The sequence below is a fragment of the Streptomyces sp. NPDC020362 genome (assembly GCF_040642095.1).
Taxonomy (GTDB): Bacteria; Actinomycetota; Actinomycetes; order Streptomycetales; family Streptomycetaceae; genus Streptomyces.
This window is the reverse complement of sequence record NZ_JBFAET010000003.1, coordinates 148,656-163,330: the sequence shown is the minus strand read 5'-3', so window position 1 is coordinate 163,330 and position 14,675 is coordinate 148,656. Positions and strand designations below refer to the sequence as shown.

15 protein-coding genes are annotated in these 14,675 nt (G+C 70.9%); 6 read left to right on the top strand and 9 right to left on the bottom strand.

Annotation, left to right across the window (positions count from 1 at the left end; translation table 11 throughout):
- Positions 1-150: 150 nt before the first annotated feature.
- Both AB0H32_RS02780 and AB0H32_RS02775 read right to left on the bottom strand, forming a co-directional pair.
- On the bottom strand, positions 151-486 hold the full coding sequence (locus AB0H32_RS02780) for a hypothetical protein (RefSeq protein ID WP_361113140.1): 336 nt from the start codon (positions 484-486) through the stop codon (positions 151-153).
- Position 487: 1 nt separating this feature from the next.
- On the bottom strand, positions 488-679 hold the full coding sequence (locus tag AB0H32_RS02775; RefSeq protein ID WP_361113137.1) for a hypothetical protein: 192 nt from the start codon (positions 677-679) through the stop codon (positions 488-490).
- A 104-nt stretch (positions 680-783) separates the two neighbouring features.
- On the opposite strand from AB0H32_RS02775, the gene AB0H32_RS02770 reads away from it, so the two are divergent.
- From AB0H32_RS02770 to AB0H32_RS02750, 5 genes are read left to right on the top strand one after another with little or no spacing between them, the layout of a single operon-like run.
- On the top strand, positions 784-1,821 hold the full coding sequence (locus AB0H32_RS02770) for a helix-turn-helix transcriptional regulator (RefSeq protein WP_361113134.1): 1,038 nt from the start codon (positions 784-786) through the stop codon (positions 1,819-1,821).
- Between the two features lie 25 nt (positions 1,822-1,846).
- Entirely contained in the window at positions 1,847-2,863 is a 1,017-nt protein-coding gene (locus AB0H32_RS02765; RefSeq protein WP_361113131.1) for a helix-turn-helix transcriptional regulator, read from the top strand.
- On the top strand, positions 2,860-3,864 hold the full coding sequence (locus tag AB0H32_RS02760; RefSeq protein WP_361113128.1) for a helix-turn-helix transcriptional regulator: 1,005 nt from the start codon (positions 2,860-2,862) through the stop codon (positions 3,862-3,864). The genes AB0H32_RS02765 and AB0H32_RS02760 overlap by 4 nt, the downstream gene beginning before the upstream one ends.
- The gene (locus tag AB0H32_RS02755) at positions 3,861-4,850 is read left to right on the top strand and encodes a helix-turn-helix transcriptional regulator (protein ID WP_361113125.1); all 990 of its coding nucleotides are present in this window, start codon (positions 3,861-3,863) and stop codon (positions 4,848-4,850) included. The genes AB0H32_RS02760 and AB0H32_RS02755 overlap by 4 nt, the downstream gene beginning before the upstream one ends.
- The gene (locus tag AB0H32_RS02750) at positions 4,847-5,833 is read left to right on the top strand and encodes a LuxR C-terminal-related transcriptional regulator (RefSeq protein ID WP_361113122.1); all 987 of its coding nucleotides are present in this window, start codon (positions 4,847-4,849) and stop codon (positions 5,831-5,833) included. The genes AB0H32_RS02755 and AB0H32_RS02750 overlap by 4 nt, the downstream gene beginning before the upstream one ends.
- Here AB0H32_RS02750 and AB0H32_RS02745 read toward each other — a convergent pair.
- Positions 5,796-6,848 (bottom strand): LuxR C-terminal-related transcriptional regulator, encoded by a 1,053-nt coding sequence (locus tag AB0H32_RS02745; RefSeq protein ID WP_361113119.1) that lies wholly within the window; start codon positions 6,846-6,848, stop codon positions 5,796-5,798. The genes AB0H32_RS02750 and AB0H32_RS02745 overlap by 38 nt on opposite strands.
- Positions 6,849-7,475: 627 nt before the next feature.
- On the bottom strand, positions 7,476-8,582 hold the full coding sequence (locus AB0H32_RS02740; RefSeq protein ID WP_361113116.1) for a substrate-binding domain-containing protein: 1,107 nt from the start codon (positions 8,580-8,582) through the stop codon (positions 7,476-7,478).
- 388 nt (positions 8,583-8,970) lie between these two features.
- Between AB0H32_RS02740 and AB0H32_RS02735 the strand changes: the two genes are divergently transcribed.
- Positions 8,971-9,114, top strand: a complete 144-nt coding sequence (locus AB0H32_RS02735) for a hypothetical protein (protein ID WP_361113113.1) — start codon at positions 8,971-8,973, stop codon at positions 9,112-9,114.
- A 190-nt stretch (positions 9,115-9,304) separates the two neighbouring features.
- Here AB0H32_RS02735 and AB0H32_RS02730 read toward each other — a convergent pair whose 3' ends face one another.
- The 5 genes from AB0H32_RS02730 to AB0H32_RS02710 all read right to left on the bottom strand — a co-directional run bounded on the left by AB0H32_RS02730 (position 9,305) and on the right by AB0H32_RS02710 (position 14,595).
- Positions 9,305-9,757, bottom strand: a complete 453-nt coding sequence (locus AB0H32_RS02730; protein WP_361113110.1) for a helix-turn-helix domain-containing protein — start codon at positions 9,755-9,757, stop codon at positions 9,305-9,307.
- 5 nt (positions 9,758-9,762) lie between these two features.
- A complete protein-coding gene (gene dnaJ / locus AB0H32_RS02725) occupies positions 9,763-10,932 on the bottom strand; it encodes a molecular chaperone DnaJ (RefSeq protein ID WP_361113107.1) in 1,170 nt (389 codons plus the stop codon).
- Positions 10,933-10,968: 36 nt separating this feature from the next.
- Positions 10,969-11,631 (bottom strand): nucleotide exchange factor GrpE, encoded by a 663-nt coding sequence (grpE, locus tag AB0H32_RS02720; RefSeq protein WP_361113104.1) that lies wholly within the window; start codon positions 11,629-11,631, stop codon positions 10,969-10,971.
- Positions 11,628-13,472: a molecular chaperone DnaK gene (gene dnaK, locus AB0H32_RS02715; RefSeq protein ID WP_361113101.1), complete on the bottom strand. Its 1,845-nt coding sequence runs from the start codon at positions 13,470-13,472 to the stop codon at positions 11,628-11,630. The genes grpE and dnaK overlap by 4 nt, the downstream gene beginning before the upstream one ends.
- 94 nt (positions 13,473-13,566) lie before the next feature.
- Positions 13,567-14,595, bottom strand: a complete 1,029-nt coding sequence (locus tag AB0H32_RS02710) for an MraY family glycosyltransferase (protein WP_361113098.1) — start codon at positions 14,593-14,595, stop codon at positions 13,567-13,569.
- Positions 14,596-14,675 lie beyond the last annotated feature (80 nt).

Below are 14,675 nucleotides of genomic sequence, written 5' to 3'. Positions count from 1 at the left end.
GTGTTGTCTTTTTTTACCCTCCCCCGCCCCCCCCCCACCCCCCAACACCCCTCCCCCCCGCCCGGGCGCGGCCCCCCCCCCCCCCCCCCCCCCCCCCCCCCGCTGCGGGGGGAAGCACCTGAGCGATTTTTTTACGACGGGGGAATCGCGTCAGGCACTGCGGGGGGTGGCCGAGATGGTCGTCAGGTCCGGTTCCTCCGGCTCCGCAAGCCGATGGTCCCGTTGGTCCAGGTTCACAAAGATCATGCCGTAGCGGATGGCACACCGCACCGGCTGCGGAGCCCCGCGGGGCTTGCGCAGGCACCGGTACGCGCGCACGTCCTCGTCGTCGTCCCGGGTGACGACGACCGGCTCGCCGAACACCGTCACCATCAACGAGTCACCGCTGTGGGGGATGGCGGTGACCAGGTCGATGAAGTGCCAGCCCGAGCGGTAGGCAGTGGCCATTTCCCGTCGGAAGGAACGGTCGTCTGGAGGCGTCGTCATGTCAGCCCCACTGGGTGTCGTCCGGGGTGACCGCCACGTCCTTGTCGACAGCCCCACCGACCTTCACCACACCCCACTGGGTGTCGCCCGCCCGCACGTCGTCCTTCGCAGTGGAGAGGCCATTCAGCGTTCCGAAGGCCACAACGGCTGAGAAGGCGGCGACAAGCACCGAGCGAAGCATTCTCTTACGCATAGTCGGCTTCGTCCTCACTTGAAGGTCCCCTCTTCCCCCGTCGGATAAGACGATGGCTCATTCAGGCACGTCATGACCACACAATCAGTGCATCATGTTCCTGCATGTTCAGGACCCTGGGGGGTGGCGATTTGACAATAAATCCGACAGAAGCGACGCATCCCCACGCCATCACCGAACTGTGCGAGGAAGGAAGGCGTCTCTACGCCAACGCACTGCGCACCGGGCGTGTCGCCCGCGCGGACGTGGAGGCCGCTCCCTGCCTGATGGAGTTCGCTCTCCTGCACGCCGATCCCGATGACGCCAACTGGCTCCGCCCGGTTCCCCCTTCGGTGGCCCTGACCCAGCGGCTCATGCCGATCGAGCGCGAGATCTCCGAGCGCAGACACACGTCCATGGAGATCGCCAACGTCTTCGAGCCCTTCATGTCGCTCACCTCCGAGGTCGCGGCCCCCACCCACGCGATCACCGTGCTGGAGGGCCTGGACCGCATCAACGCGGCCCTCGACCTGGCCACGGCGCAGTGCCAGAACGAGGTGCTGACCATCCAGCCGAGCCACCGCCACGCCCAACGCAGGGTCATCGAGGGCCTGGAGCGCGACAGGACCCTGGTCGAGCGCGGCGTCCGGATCCGGACCCTGTACCAGCACACCGCCAGATACATCCCCGAGCGACTCGCCTACGTGGACCAGTTCGCCAACGGCAAGGCGGAGTACCGCACCATCGACGAACTGGTCGAACGCCTCATCATCTGCGACGAATCCGTCGCCTTCATCCCCATAAGGGACGACCGGCAGGTCGCCCTCGAGCTGCGCCACCCGGGTCTCGTGCGCTACCTGATCAAGGTCTTCGAGTTCATGTGGAGCCGCGCGGTCCCACTGAGCGCAGGCAGCCCCTACGAAACCGCCCCCGGCGGCATCACGGACATCCAGCACTCCATCGCCAAGCTCCTGATCGAGGGCCACGTCGACGAGGCCATCGCCCGCCGTCTGGGCATGAACGTCCGCACCTGCCGGGCGCACATCGCCAAGCTCGCCCAGGTCCTCGGCAGCGGCAGCCGCGCCCAGCTCGGCTACCTCATCGCCCAGTCGGGGATCCTGGACAAGGACACCTCGCGGCCGGTGCCGGACGACCGGCAGTGAACGGCATACCCAGGGGGCCGCGCCGATGACCTCGGCGCCGCACCCCGAGCACGGCACGCAGGGGGTGTGCCCGGCGGGATCGGAGCTGTACGAACATGCTCTGCGCGAGGGGTGGATCAGCAGCGCGGAGGCCGCGGCCGCACCCTGCCTGCTGGAGTTCGGGCTGCTGCAGCCCACCGTCGAGGACATGAACCGGCTGGAGCCCGTCGCCGCGGCCGTCGCCCTGCACGACCTGCTGCGGCGCTCGGCGGAGCACATCGCCGACGAGCGACGACGCGAGGCCCACGTCGCCAAGACCTTCGAACCGCTGCTGCGGGCGAGTGCCGGACTCGCCGGAACCGCCGGCGAAGAGCCGACGATCCGCGTGCACGGCGGCATCGACCGCATCAACCAGGCCGTTTCGCTCGCCCTGGCCGACGCCTCGGCGGAGTCCCTGACGATACAACCGCACGTCTCCCACACGCAGATCCACCCCGACCTGCATGCCCGGGCCATGGAACGCGACCAGGCCCTGCTCGACCGCGGCGGCCGCATCCGCGCCCTCTACCAGCACACCCTGCGCCACGCGCCCACCGTCCACTCCCGCTACGAGCAGCTACACGGCGACGTCGAGGCCCGCACCCTGGACGAGGTCACCGAACGACTCCTCGTCTTCGACCGGACCGTGGCCTTCATCCCCGCGAGCGAGGACCGCACCCTCGCCCTGGAGATCCGCCACCCCGCCATCGTCGGCCACCTGGCGACGGTCTTCGACCGGCTCTGGCGGCTGGCCACCCCCATGTACCCCGAGGCAGTCCACAAACCCTCGCTCGACGGCGTCACCCCCCGTCAGCGTGCCATCGCCGCCCTGCTCGTCGAGGGCCACACCGACTCCGCCATCGCCGACCGCCTCGGCATGAACGTCCGCACCGCCCGCGTCCACATCGCCAGACTCGCCGCCACCCTCGGCAGCGGGAGCCGCGCACAACTCGGCTATCTCATCGGCGAGTCCGGCATCCTGAAGAAGGAGGCGGAAGTGGACGAGGAGGAGGCGGCCAAGTGACGGCGGGCCCGCACCGGGAACACGCGGCCGACGAGCTGTGCACAGCCGGGGCGAAACTGTACGCAAAAGCCCTGCGGGACGGGCGCCTGCGCGCCGACCAGGCCGCCCAGGCGCCCTGCCTGACCGGCTCCGGCCTGCTGCACCCGGCCCCCGACGACCCCGCCCGCCTCGAACCCGTCACCCCCGCCGCCGCCCTCAACCGGCTGCTGCGCGGCTCCCGGACCCGGATCGCCGACGAGTACCGGCGCGAGGAACGGCTGGTGGAGCTGCTGGAACCGCTGATGCGGACGGCCGGGCCGCAGACCGCGGGCGCCACCACCGAGACCCCGATGCTGCGCCTGCACAGCGGCACCCAGCGCATCAACCAGGCCCTGACCGAGGCGATGGAGGAGGCCCACCAGGAAGTCCTGTGCATCCAGCCGCACTCCGGACTCGCCGGTGCGCGCGGCGAAGCCGCCCATGGGACCGCCTTCCGCCGTGACCAGGGACTGCTCGACCGCGGCGGCCGCATCCGGACGCTCTTCCAGCACACGGTGGTCCATCTCCCCGCCGTCCACGGCTACAACGAACGGCTCACCGGCGACACCCAGGCCCGCTGTCTGGACGAGCTGACCGACCGGCTCATCGTCATGGACCGGCAGGTGGCCTTCGTCCCGGCCGACGAGGACGGCACGCTCGCGCTGGAGGTCCGCCATCCCGCGCTGGTCGCCTACCTGGCGACGACGTTCGACCGGCTGTGGCGGCTGGCCACCCCGATGTACCCCGAGGCCGTCCAGCGCCCCACCCTGAACGGCGTCACCCCCCGCCAGCGCGCCATCGCCGCCCTCCTCGTCGAAGGCCACACCGACACCGCCATCGCCGACCGCCTCGGCATGAACGTCCGCACCGCCCGCGACCACATCGCCCGGCTGGCGGCCACACTGGGCAGTGAGAGCAGGGCCCAACTCGGCTACCTGATAGCGCGGTCCGGGATGCTCGAACCGGAGGAGGCGGGCACATGAGTCACTGCCGGCACGGGATCGAGGAGCTGTGCGACGCGGGTGCCAAGCGCTACGAACAGGCGCTGCGGGACGGCAGCCTGCGCACCGAGGACGCGGCGGACGCCCCCTGCCTGACCGACCTGGGGCTGCTGCACCCGGCCATCGACGACCTCGGCCGGCTCGAACCCGTCGCCCCCGCAGCCCTGCTGAGCCACCTCCTGCGCGGCTCCCGCGCCCGCATCGCCGAGGAACGCCGCCGCGAGGACCGCCTGTTGGCGCTGTTCGATCCCCTGCTGCACGGCGGGCCGGAGCACGGCCCGCACACCGACACCCCCACCCTGCGCATCCTCACCGGCACGGACCGCATCAACGGCGCCATCAGCGACGCCACGGCCGAGGCGACCCACGAAGTGCTCTGCGTCCAGCCCAACGTGCACTACCACAACGAGCGCGGCCGGGCCGCCCAGGCGGTCGCCATGGACCGCGACCAGGCGGTGCTCGACCGCGGCGCCCGCATCCGCACCCTCTACCAGCACACCCTGCGCCACGCACCGCTCGTCCTCGCCCGGTACGAGCAGCTGCGCGGGGACGCGCAGGCACGCACCCTGGACGAGCTGCCGGACCGGCTCATCCTGATCGACCGTACGGTCGCCTTCGTCCCGGCGGGCGAGGACGGACGGCTCGCCCTGGAGGTGCGCCACCCGGCGCTGCTCCGGTTCTTCGCGACGGCCTTCGACCGGCTGTGGCGGCTGGCCACGCCCATGTACCCCGAGGCCGTCCAGCGCCCCACCCTGAACGGCGTCACCCCCCGCCAGCGCGCCATCGCCGCCCTCCTCGTCGAAGGCCACACCGACACCGCCATCGCCGACCGGCTCGGCATGAACGTCCGCACCGCCCGCGTCCACATCGCCAAACTCGCCACCACCCTCGGCAGCGAGAGCCGCGCACAACTCGGCTACCTCATCGCCCGGTCGGGGATCCTCGACCCGGAGGAGACCGCCCGGTGAACCACTGCAGACACGGACCCGAGCAGCTGTGCCCGGCCGGCGCGAGACGGTACGAACAGGCGCTGCGCGAGGGCCGCATCAGCGCCGTGGAGGCCGCCGACGCCCCCTGCCTGACCGACCTGGGGCTGCTGCACCCGGCCCTCGACGACCCTGACCTGCTGGAGCCGGTCTCCCCCGCCGCGGCCCTGCACCGGCTGCTCAGCGGCTCGGCGGCGCGCATAGCCGACGAACGGCGGCGCGAGGAGCGGCTGGTGGAGCAGTTCGAGCCGCTCATGCGGATCGGCACACCGAGCGCCGCGGGCCCCGGCCCGGACAACCCGGTGCTGCGGCTGCACAGCGGGACCGAGCCGATCAACCGGGCCATCACCGAAGCCATGGCCGGGGCCGCCGAGGAGATTCTCAGCATCCAGCCGCACGCAGGGCTCACCGGCCCGCGCGGCGAGGCCGCCGCGGCGGCCGCCCTGGCCCGCGACCAGGCGGTGCTCGACCGCGGCGCCCGGATGCGCGGTCTCTACCACCACAGCCTGCGCCATCTGCCCGCCGTGTACGGCGGATTCGAGAAGCTGCGGGGCGACCTCCTGGCCCGGGGTCTGGACGAACTGCCGGACCGGCTGATCGTCATCGACCGCACGGTGGCGTTCCTGCCGGCGGGCGAGGACGGACGGCTCGCCCTGGAGGTACGGCACCCGGCGCTGCTCGCGTACTTCGTCACGACGTTCGACCGGCTGTGGCGGCTGGCCACCCCGATGTACCCCGAGGCCGTCCAGCGCCCCACCCTGAACGGCGTCACCCCCCGCCAGCGCGCCATCGCCGCCCTCCTCGTCGAAGGCCACACCGACACCGCCATCGCCGACCGCCTCGGCATGAACGTCCGCACCGCCCGCGTCCACATCGCCAAACTCGCCACCACCCTCGGCAGCGAGAGCAGGGCCCAACTCGGCTACCTCATCGCCCGGTCGGGGATTCTTGATCGGGAATCGTGAGCGCGGCGGGCGCGGTCGGCGGGCCGGCGTGCTGGAGCTGGTCCAGGCCCACCTGGGCGATGCGCACGCCCAGCTGGGTACGGCTCGCCGCGCCGAGGGTGTCCGACAGGCGGGCGATATGGGCCCGGCAGGTACGGACGCTGATCCCGAGCCGCTCGGCGATCACCGCGTCCTGGTGGCCCTCCGCGAGCAGCGCCGCGATGGACCGCTCACGGTGCGAGATGCCCTCGACGCCGCTGTCGGGGAGGGCGGCCGTCAACGGCAGTGCCAGGCGCCACAGACGTTCGAAGACGGTCACCAGGTACTCGACCAGGGCCGGGTGGCGCAGCTCCAGGGCCATCGTGCGCTCGGTGTTGGCGGGGATGAACGCGACGGTGCGGTCGAACAGGATCAGCCGGTCGATGACCTCGTCGAGGGTGCGCGCCTCGACCGTGTCACCCATCAGCTCCAGGTAGTTGAGGAGCCCCTGCCCGTGCCGGGCCACGTGGGTGTACAGGGCGCGCATGTGCACGCCCCGGCCGCGCAGGGCCACCGCGCGGTGCATTCCCTCGGTCAGCTCGGCCTCCCGCCGGATGCCGCCGGGCTGCACGATCAGCACCTCGCTGGTGCACGCCTCGGTCGCCTCGTCCATCGCGGCCTGGATGCGGGAGAGCCCGTCCAGTACGCGGATGGCCGCGCCCTCGCCCGGTGCGGACAGCGCCTGCAGCTGGCGGCCGAGGCCGGCGTACCACTCGAAGGCGGCCACCGCCGAGCCCACCCGCCGCTGGCTCTCGCGGACCTCGTCGTACACCCCGCGCAGCAGCCGGGTCATCACCTCCGCAGGGGAGGTCGGCACCAGCCAGTCCATGTCGTCGGGGTCGGGGTGCAACAGGGCCAGTTCCAGCAGGCAGGGCACCGGCTCCGCGTCCGTGCGCGGCACCCGTCCCCGACGCACGGCCCGGGAATACACACGATCCCCCGGCCCGCACAGCCGGTCGGCCCCGTGTGGATGCTCCTCCGTCCAGCGCCCGGCCATCGCCCATTCCACCCCCGGCTCGGTGCCACTTCCGCAGCGCAACTATGCGCGGCCGTGACCGGGTCCGCAACACGGCTCGCCCGACCATCGCCGCCGTTAACTGACGTTATGACCGGTTTTCTCCCGGCCTCCGCCCGTCGCATTGCAACAAGATGATGGTGGTGGCGCGATCGTCACCGGGGCATCGTTGTTCCCGCTTCCCCCGGGTGCATCAGCACCCGGAGCGGCCCCGGTCGGACTCCCCCCGTTCGGCCGGGGCCGTCGTATCGCGCTCACGGGGGTGGTGCGATACGAGAGGGCCGCTCAGGCACGTGACGCGGCGACCGTCGTAAACCCGCCGACGGTCGCCGCGTCTCGTGTTGTCTCCGGTTGTCCGCCGACCGCTCGCCGGCACGCCCGTCCCGCACGCGCGGGTGACGCCCGGCCCGCGCCCCGATCGACCGGGCCCGCGCCGCGATCGACCGGGCCCATGCGCGATCGGCCGGGCCGCGCCCGCCGCTTCGGCCCACCGCGCCGTCCGCCGAGCTCTTCAGCCCGCCGTCCGCATCGGACTGCGACGCGTATCGGCCCGTCGCCCGGTTCGGCCCGCCGCCCGCACCGGGCCGCGGCCCGGTGGAGGGCGGTCGCCTACTTCAGACCGGCCGTCGCGCAGGCGGCCTTGTACTTGGCGGTGCAGATGTCGCCGACGGTGTAGATCCCGTCCTCGAGGACCGTTTCCTTGATCCTGCTCTTGGTCAGCTCGGACACCTGGACCAGCTTGGAGGGGATGTCCTTGCTGGTCGGGCTGTCCACCTTGTCCTGAGTGAGGGCGTCGAACTGGATGTCCTTGCCCTGCACCTTGGTGACGGCCATCTGGGCGGCGGCCTCGGCCTCGTCCGGGTAGGACTTGTACACGCTCATGTACTGCTCGCCGGCGACGACCCGCTGCACCGCGTCCAGTTCGGCGTCCTGGCCGGTGATCGGGGGCAGCTTGGTGACACCGGCCGCCTCGAGGGCCTTGATGACGCCGCCGGCCATGCCGTCGTTGGCGGCGTAGACCGCGGCGATGTTGTTCTTGCCGATCTTGTTGATCGCCTCGGTCATTTCGGCCTCGGCGTTCTCCGGCTTCCAGTCCTTGGTGTCGAAGCTCGCCGCGATGTCCACCTTGCCGTTCAGCTCGGAGAGCGCGCCCTGCTTGAACTGCTTGGCGTTCGGGTCGGTGGGCGAGCCGTTCACCATGACGACCTTGTCGGAGGTGTCGACGCTCGACCCCAGGGCCGACAGCAGCGAGCGGCCCTGCACCTCGCCGACCAGCTCGTTGTCGAAGGAGATGTAGGCGTCGATCGGGCCCTCGGCCAGCCGGTCGTAGGCGATGACCGGAATGCCCGCGTCCTTGGCTTTCTTGACCTCGCCGGCGATGGCGTGCGAGTCGACCGCGTCGAGCAGGATGATGTCGGCCTTGTCGTCGATCATCTGCTGCATCTGGGCGGCCTGCCGGGCGGCGTCCGCGTTGGCGTTCGCGTACGCAACCTTGCCCTTCTGGTGGGTCAGCTCGGCGACCTTCTGCTTGATGATCGGGTAGTCGAACTTGTCGTAGCGCGTGTTCGCCTTCTCCGGCAGCAGCAGCCCGACGGTGACGTCGTTGCCCTTCGTCGGGCTCGCGCTCGCGCTGTCCCCCGTCGCGTCCAGCACGCCGCAGCCGGCGAGCGAGAGGGTCATCGTGGACGCGGCCACGGATATGGCGATACGACGCATTCGAGGGCTCACTTCAGGTGCGTTCCGGACGTGGGTGCAGCTTTACGACCCAGGTGTCTGAAAAGACAACTTGGAGCCACTACCCGGCGTCAAGACGAACTACTTAACGAGTGCGCAACAGCACGCTCCGCTGCACCTGTGAAGAAGCAACGGAATCGCCTCCAAACACTCTTTACGGACCCTCCATCCAAAGGGGAGTCCATGAGTTGGCAAAAGAGTCGACTCGATCGTGTGATCGAACAGACCTGGCCAACCGTGCGGCGCTCGGGAGCATGAACCCTCCGTCGTCCGTCTCCCTGGCGTACGACTCGTTCAGGGGCCGTGGCCGTGGCGTCCTGCGCCGCACCGCCGGTACGGACATGGCGGACCATCCGGGGGCGACGGGCGGGTGTTCGTCGAGTGGCACAGGGACGCGGCCCCGGACGCCACGGACGCGGCCGTCGGCCATGCGCCGGCCGCCGCGTCCGGCACCGGGGGCCGGCCGATGTGGATGATCGCGCTGGAGATGGCGGGCGACCTGCTCCCCGGCTGACCGCGCCCCCGCGGCAGGCCGGACGCCCGCACGGACGCGGCCCGGCGGACACCGGCCCCCCGCACAGGCAAGGGTCCGCAGACACCGGACCCTCACACAGGCAAGGGCCCGCAGACACCGGTACCCCCGCACAGGCAAGGGCCCGCGGACGGTGGACGTCCACGGGCCCTGTTGTTCGGCTGGGGTGCCGTCAGTCCGAGGACTGCTGCCGCTTCGGCCGCCACACCACCAGCGCGCTGGTCTGCTGCACCTCCTGGTACGGGACCAGGTCGCGCCGGTAGGAGGCGTGGACGGCGGCCTCGCGCTGCTGCATCGCGGCCGCCGCACCGTCCAGGGCCGACTGCATCTCCGCGACGCGGGACTGGAGCGCGGCGACCTGGTTCTCCAGTTCGATGATGCGCTTGATGCCGGCCAGGTTGATGCCCTCGGCCTGCGACAACTGCTGCACCTGACGGAGCAGTTCGATGTCGCGGGCCGAGTAGCGGCGGCCACGGCCGGCCGTGCGGTCCGGGGAGACCAGACCGAGGCGGTCGTACTGGCGCAGCGTCTGCGGGTGGAGTCCGGAGAGCTGGGCCGCCACCGAGATGACGTAGACCGGGGTCTCCTCGGTCAGTTCGTACGGGTTACGCCGACGGCCGTCCATCACCCTCAATCTCCCTTCGCGGCCTCGAACAGCTCCGCCCGCGGGTCCTCGCCCGCGGTCGCCTCGCGATACGCCTCCAGTGCGTCACGAGCCTTCCCCGACACGTCCTTCGGAACACTCACCTCGACGGTGACCAGCAGATCGCCGCGGGTGCCGTCCTTGCGGACCGCGCCCTTGCCCCGGGCGCGCATGGTGCGGCCGTTGGGCGTGCCGGGCGGGAGCTTCAGGGTGACGGCCGGGCCGCCGAGGGTCGGGACCCGCACCTCGCCGCCGAGACTCGCCTCCGCGAACGTCACCGGCACGGTGACGGTGAGGTTGTCGCCCTTGCGCCCGAACACCGGGTGCTCGCCGACGTGGACCATCACATACAGGTCGCCCGCCGGTCCGCCCCGCTCGCCGGGCGCTCCCTTGCCGCGCAGCCGGATGCGCTGGCCGTCGGTCACCCCCGCGGGGATACGGACCTGCATGGTCCGCGACGACTTGGCGCGCCCGCTGCCCTTGCACTCCAGGCAGGGGTGCTCGGCGATCAGGCCGCGGCCCTTGCAGTCGGGGCAGGGGTCGGTGAGCGAGAACCCGCCGCCCGAGCCCCGCGCCACCTGCCCGGTACCGACGCAGGTCGGGCACACCCGTGGGGTGCCGTTCTTGTCGCCGGTGCCCGAGCAGGCCTTGCAGGGCGCCTGGGAGGACATCCTCAGGGGCACCGTGGCGCCCTCGATGGCCTCCGTGAAACTCAGCGTGACCTCGGACTCGATGTCCTGGCCGCGCCGGGGCTGGGTACGGGTGCCCGAGCCACCGCCGCGGTTGAACAGGCCCCCGAAGACGTCACCGATGCCACCGCCGAAGCCTCCGCTCTGGGCGTTGCCCCCGCCTCCGAAGAGGTCGCCCAGGTCGAAGTTGTAGGAGCCGCCGGCGCCCGGCCCGGGGCGGAAGCCGCCGTTGCCGAACAGGGCGCGCGCCTCGTCGTACTCCTTGCGCTTCTTCGGGTCGCCGAGGACGTCGTTCGCCTCGGAGATCTCCTTGAAGCGCTCCTCGGCCTTGGCGTTGCCCTTGTTGGCGTCCGGGTGGAACTCGCGGGCGAGCTTCCGGTACGCCTTCTTGATCTCGGCCTCGGTGGCGTCCTTGGGGACGCCGAGGACCTTGTAGAAGTCCTTCTCGATGAAGTCCTTGGTGCTCATCCCCGACGTCCCTCCTTCCTGTCAGCGGTGATTACGTCAGCCCTCCTCCGGGCCACCGTTCTCCTTGTCGTCGGCGGCGCCGGTCGCCGAGCTCTCCTCGGCCTCCTCGGCCTTGACGGCCTGCGCGCCGGGCTGCGGCTCGGCGACGGCCACCCGCGCGGGGCGGATGGTGCGCTCGCCGATGCGATACCCGGGCTGCAGGATGGCCACGCACGTCGTCTCGGTGACGTCCGGCGCGTAGCTGTGCATCAGGGCCTCGTGGATCGTCGGGTCGAAGGGCTCGCCCTCCTTGCCGAACTGCTGCAGGCCCATCTTCGCCGCGACGGTCTCCAGCGACTCGGCCACCGACTTGAAGCCGCCGACCAGTTCCCCGTGCTCCCGCGCGCGGCCGATGTCGTCGAGCACGGGCAGGAGCTCGGTCAGGAGGTTCGCGATGGCGATCTCCTTGACCGCGATCCGGTCGCGCTCGACCCGGCGGCGGTAGTTCTGGTACTCGGCCTGGAGCCGCTGGAGGTCCAGGGTGCGCTCGTTGAGCGCCGTGCGTACCTGGTCCAGCTGGGCGACCAGGCCCGCGTCTGCTGCTACGTCCCCGGCCGGGGCCGCCCCCTCCTCGGGGGCGGCCTTCGGCTCGGCGTCGTCGGGGGTGGCGCCGGAGGGGACGTCGGGCTTCTCCTCGAAGCCCGGGGTCTCCTCCGTCACGCGGCACCGTCCTTGCGCTCGTCGTCCACGATCTCGGCGTCGACCACGTCGTCCTCGGCCTTCGGGGCCTCGGCACCGGCGGCACCGCCCGCGGCGGCCTGCCCGGCCTGGGCGTCGGCGTACATGGCCTGGCCCAGCTTCTGGGAGACGGCCGCGACCTTCTCGGTGGCGGTGCGGATCTCGGCGGTGTCCTCGCCCTTGAGCGCGGCCTTCAGCTCCTCGACGGAGGCCTCGACCTCGGTCTTGATCTCACCGGGGACCTTGTCCTCGTTGTCCTTGAGGAACTTCTCGGTCTGGTAGACCAGCTGCTCGCCCTGGTTGCGGGTCTCGGCGGCCTCGCGGCGGGCGTGGTCCTCCTCCGCGTACTTCTCGGCCTCCTGGCGCATCCGGTCGACCTCGTCCTTCGGCAGCGAGGAGCCGCCGGTGACGGTCATCTTCTGCTCCTTGCCCGTGCCGAGGTCCTTCGCGGTCACGTGCATGATGCCGTTGGCGTCGATGTCGAAGGCGACCTCGATCTGCGGGACACCACGCGGCGCCGGCGGCAGACCGGTCAGCTCGAACATCCCGAGCTTCTTGTTGTACGCCGCGATCTCGCGCTCGCCCTGGTAGACCTGGATCTGCACGGACGGCTGGTTGTCCTCGGCGGTGGTGAAGATCTCGGACCGCTTGGTCGGGATCGTCGTGTTCCGCTCGATGAGCTTGGTCATGATGCCGCCCTTGGTCTCGATACCGAGGGACAGCGGGGTCACGTCGAGGAGCAGGACGTCCTTGACCTCACCCTTGAGGACACCGGCCTGGAGGGCGGCGCCGATGGCGACGACCTCGTCCGGGTTCACTCCCTTGTTGGCCTCGTTGCCACCGGTCAGCTCCTTGACGAGCTCGGCGACGGCGGGCATACGGGTGGAGCCACCGACGAGGACGACGTGGTCGATCTCGCCGAGCGCGATGCCGGCGTCCTTGATGACGTTGTGGAACGGCGTCTTGCAGCGCTCCAGCAGGTCCGCGGTCAGCTGCTGGAACTGAGCGCGGGTCAGCTTCTCGTCCAGGTGCAGCGGGCCCTCGGCGGACGCCGTGATGTAGGGCAGGTTGATCGAGGTCTCGCTGGACGAGGACAGCTCGATCTTGGCCTTCTCGGCGGCCTCGCGCAGACGCTGCAGGGCCATCTTGTCCTTGGACAGGTCCACGCCGTGACCGGACTGGAACTGCTTGACCAGGTAGTCGACGACGCGCTGGTCCCAGTCGTCACCACCGAGGTGGTTGTCACCGTTGGTGGCCTTCACCTCGACGACGCCGTCGCCGATCTCCAGGAGGGACACGTCGAAGGTGCCGCCACCGAGGTCGAAGACGAGGATCGTCTGGTCGTCCTTGTCGAGGCCGTAGGCGAGCGCGGCCGCGGTGGGCTCGTTGACGATGCGCAGGACGTTCAGACCGGCGATCTCGCCGGCCTCCTTCGTCGCCTGGCGCTCGGAGTCGTTGAAGTAGGCCGGGACGGTGATGACCGCGTCCGTGACCTTCTCGCCCAGGTAGGCCTCGGCGTCCCGCTTCAGCTTCTGCAGGATGAACGCGGAGATCTGCTGCGGGTTGAAGTCCTTCCCGTCCAGCTGGATCTTCCAGTCGGTGCCCATGTGACGCTTGACGGACCGGATGGTCCGGTCCACGTTCGTGACCGCCTGGCGCTTGGCGACCTCGCCGACGAGCACCTCACCGTTCTTGGCGAAGGCGACGACGGACGGCGTGGTCCTGGCACCCTCGGCGTTGGTGATGACGGTGGGCTCGCCGCCCTCCAGAACGCTGACGACGGAGTTAGTCGTGCCCAGGTCGATGCCGACCGCACGTGCCATTTTTGATTCCTCCAGCTGACTTGAGTGGAACAGGCTCAAGTGTGCACGAGAGGATTCGTCCGGTCAACAGACCTGAGTCAGACAGACTCAACTCTTATCCGTTCCTTACACGCAACTGGCCGCTGACCTGCGTAGATGTATCCCGGCGAGGCGGTTGCGGCGGTTGAACAGGCACCCGAATGAGTACGAGCACGGCGAAGAGCGCCCCGCCGGCCACCCACAGCACGGCTCCCTTCGCCGTCCACCCGGTGTGCACGAGCACCCCCACGAGCACCGCGGAGAAGGAACCGGCCCCGAGCAGCACGACGGCCCCCTGGGGCGTGAGCCCGAGCCGCCGCAGCCGGTGCGCGAGATGGTCCGGGCCGCGCCTGAGCAGCGGCCGGCGGGCCGCCCCGCGCGCGACGACGACCAGCAGGAAGTCGGCGGCGGCCACGGCGCCGAGGCAGAACAGCACGCCCACGGTGGGCCCCAGTGCATAGCCCGCGCGCGTGAAGACGGCGGCCGAGGAGAGCAGGAACCCGGTGAACAGCGAGCCGCAGGCCCCGAGCCCGACCCGGGCGGGATGCCAGTTGTGCATCAGGAAGCCGGTGAGGGCGGCGGCGAAGACGCTGAGCAGCACGGCGAGCCCGTCCATCACCTCGGCGGCGGCGCAGACCCCCGCACCGAAGGCGGTGATCACCCCGACCGTGCCGGCCAGCCCGTCGGCATGGTCGAGCCCCTTGAAGGCGAGCGAGACGAAGACGATCCAGCCCACGGCCAGGATCCCGCCCCAGATGCCCGTCTCGTCGTACGGCACCACGCAGGCCGCCGCGACGGCCGTACCGGCGACCAGGACCCGCGCCCGCAGCCGCCACACGTCGGCGACCAGTCCGAGCAGGGCGATCCCGGCGCCGGCGACGAGCAGCCGCCCGACCCCGTCACCCAGCCGGGCCACCTTCGTCCACTCGCCCGCCCAGGAGACCAGACAGGTGACGGCCACGACGGCGAGCCCCCCGACGACCGGCACCGGCCGCTGCCGCCGCCGGTCGACGAGCCCCGCCCGCCGGGCGGGCACCCTGAGCAGCGCCGCGAGCACGGCGGTCAGAAGCAGGGCGGCGGTGGCGGCTGCGATCCCGTAGAGCACGGCTCTAAGTTAGGCGCGAATGTAGCAATTCGGTACGAATAACACGATCGGAATGCCCACCCCCTCAGGCTCCCCTCAGC

Coding starts and splice junctions, on each gene's coding strand:
- AB0H32_RS02780 (WP_361113140.1), bottom strand. CDS start 486: ATGACGACGCCTCCAGACGACCGTTCCTTCCGACGGGAAATGGCCACT.
- AB0H32_RS02775 (WP_361113137.1), bottom strand. CDS start 679: ATGCGTAAGAGAATGCTTCGCTCGGTGCTTGTCGCCGCCTTCTCAGCC.
- AB0H32_RS02770 (WP_361113134.1), top strand. CDS start 784: ATGTTCAGGACCCTGGGGGGTGGCGATTTGACAATAAATCCGACAGAA.
- AB0H32_RS02765 (WP_361113131.1), top strand. CDS start 1,847: ATGACCTCGGCGCCGCACCCCGAGCACGGCACGCAGGGGGTGTGCCCG.
- AB0H32_RS02755 (WP_361113125.1), top strand. CDS start 3,861: ATGAGTCACTGCCGGCACGGGATCGAGGAGCTGTGCGACGCGGGTGCC.
- AB0H32_RS02745 (WP_361113119.1), bottom strand. CDS start 6,848: ATGGCCGGGCGCTGGACGGAGGAGCATCCACACGGGGCCGACCGGCTG.
- AB0H32_RS02740 (WP_361113116.1), bottom strand. CDS start 8,582: ATGCGTCGTATCGCCATATCCGTGGCCGCGTCCACGATGACCCTCTCG.
- AB0H32_RS02730 (WP_361113110.1), bottom strand. CDS start 9,757: ATGGACGGCCGTCGGCGTAACCCGTACGAACTGACCGAGGAGACCCCG.
- dnaJ (WP_361113107.1), bottom strand. CDS start 10,932: ATGAGCACCAAGGACTTCATCGAGAAGGACTTCTACAAGGTCCTCGGC.
- dnaK (WP_361113101.1), bottom strand. CDS start 13,472: ATGGCACGTGCGGTCGGCATCGACCTGGGCACGACTAACTCCGTCGTC.